At 72.7% G+C, this 750-nt stretch carries 1 protein-coding gene; it reads right to left on the bottom strand.

The annotated features are described in order from the left end of the window. Nucleotides 1-297: 297 nt before the first annotated feature. On the bottom strand, nt 298-750 hold a 453-nt coding region (locus KUM32_RS41220), incomplete at its 5' end, for a GNAT family N-acetyltransferase (protein ID WP_217146770.1).

The following is a 750-nucleotide window of genomic DNA, read 5'->3' as shown; positions in this document are numbered from 1 at the left end:
CCGCGACCCCGACCGCCACGGCGAGGGTGAGCGCCCCGGCGAGCGCGCGCTTGTGCTTCGTCACGTGTACGTCCTCACGCATGGGAACCACGGCCGCGGTGCCACCCCGCAGGGCACCGTGCCCCGCCGCCTCGTCCCCCTCACTGTGCCCGCCGGACACGGGCCGCCGCGCTGGGGCGATCATCCGGATCGGGGGTCGGGTTAACCCCCGGGTGCCGTGGGCGGGTTGCGCGTCAGCGTCACTGGCCCGACGGCCGCGCGCCCGCGCGGGCCGATCGCGGGGATCGGCTGATCCGACTAGCTCCGCAGCATGGCGACCAGCCGGGGCGCCCCCGCGAACGGGACACATTCACCCACGCGCTCGTATCCCCAACTCCGATACGTCTGCACGACCTTCGAATGGTCGACGGGAGTCAGCAGGGTGACCCGGCTCTCGGGCCGGCCGTGAAGCAACGCGTCGTGCAAGCGCCGTGCGGTGCCGGTTCCGCGCCATTCCCTACCGACCAGCAGCTCGGACAGGGCAAAGGTGCGCGTGCCGTTCTCGGCAGCCGCGGCTGCGTCCAGGGGTGGGGTTAGCCCGTCCCACCACCCGGTGTGGGAAGTGAGGGGAGCGCCATAGGCGTATCCGGCCAGGGTGCCGTTGGGAGCGCGGGCAGCGGTGCAGGCGAAGTTCTCCGCGGCGAGCCAGTGGTCGAGGAAGGGTGCGAACGCGTCTCGGGCGGCAAGAGGGTCGCCACTGCCCTCGTACAC

The sequence above is a fragment of the Streptomyces sp. AC627_RSS907 genome (genome assembly GCF_019049165.1).
The sequence above is the reverse complement of the archived record's forward strand: the minus strand, read 5'-3'. Positions and strand labels throughout refer to the sequence as shown.